This is a genomic window from Stenotrophomonas daejeonensis, assembly GCF_001431505.1.
In the GTDB taxonomy this organism is placed as follows: Bacteria; Pseudomonadota; Gammaproteobacteria; order Xanthomonadales; family Xanthomonadaceae; genus Stenotrophomonas; species Stenotrophomonas daejeonensis.
This window is the reverse complement of the sequence record NZ_LDJP01000073.1, coordinates 1-1,110: the sequence shown is the minus strand read 5'-3', so window position 1 is coordinate 1,110 and position 1,110 is coordinate 1. Positions and strand designations below refer to the sequence as shown.

Sequence of the window (1,110 nt, the reverse complement as noted above, 5' to 3'; positions counted from 1 at the left end):
TGACCAGCTTTAGGAGCGCACCTTGGTGCGCGATGAGGCTTTCCCGGTACCTGATTAGCACGATCTTTCAGCATGAAATACCGGCACATCGCGCAACGCCCGTTCCGTCCACGGTGGCAAGCTCACCGTAGCGGCCAGCAAGCCCGGGACCAGTTGGGTCAGGTCCCAGCGCCGATTGAAGCGCCAGGCGGTCTCGGCTAGGTAGCGATGGGCATACTTGCCGAAAGCGAAGGCGTGGTAGGCCCCGTCCAGCGAGCGTTTGAGGTTGCTCAGCACGACATTGACCCAGCGGCTGTGAGGCTGCTCGGTGGCCTGCCGACGCTTGCCCGGCAATACTGTGTGCCGATGCCCATGCTCGGCCAGCAGGGCAAAGGCGCTGGTGCCGTCGCTATACACCTGGCAGCCCGGCGCCAGCCGGGCTTGGCTCCATTGGCTCACCGCCGCCTTGGTGAAGCCGGCGACCGGATCGATGACCGCTTGCCGTGGCCGCCCCGAGGACGAGGTGGCCACGGCAATCAGAAAGGGCGCTTGTTCTCCGAGCCGCGACCGGGCTTGCCCCCGTTGCGCTCCCCGCCCAGATAGGCGTCGTCGAGCTGGACGATCCCCGACAGCCGCCGCCCGGCTTCCTGCTCATGCATGGCCTGCATCAGCTTGTGCTTGAGCCGCCAGGCGGCCGGATAGCTCACCCCCAGATGACGCATCAGCTCCAACGCCGACAGGTTCGTCTTGCTCTGGCCAAGCAGGTACATCGCCAGCAACCACGTGCGCAGGGGCAGCTTGCTGTTGTCCATCACCGTCCCGGCACGCAGACTGGTCTGGTGGTGGCATTGGCTGCACTGCCAGTAGCTCTGATGTCCTCGACGGAAGCGGCTGTGGCGCTGGCCTTGACAATACGGGCAGACGAAGCCTTCCGGCCAGCGCGCCTGCTCTACCGCCTGCTCGCACTGCGCTTCATCCCCGTACCGGGCCAGAAACGCCGGCAGCGACAGTCCCGCCTGAAACTGCACGCGATTCAATGCCATGTCATCGCTCCGAAGGAAAGGATGACCCAGCTTGGCTTGAGTCCGTCGCAGAACCTGCGAGTGCGCTGAGAGTTCGTGCTAATCAGGT

1 pseudogene is annotated in these 1,110 nt (G+C 64.7%); it reads right to left on the bottom strand.

What is annotated here, in order from left to right:
* Nucleotides 1-54: 54 nt before the first annotated feature.
* A pseudogene (locus ABB34_RS12235) lies at nt 55-1,022 on the bottom strand (IS1595 family transposase).
* Between the last annotated feature and the right edge of the window lie 88 nt (nt 1,023-1,110).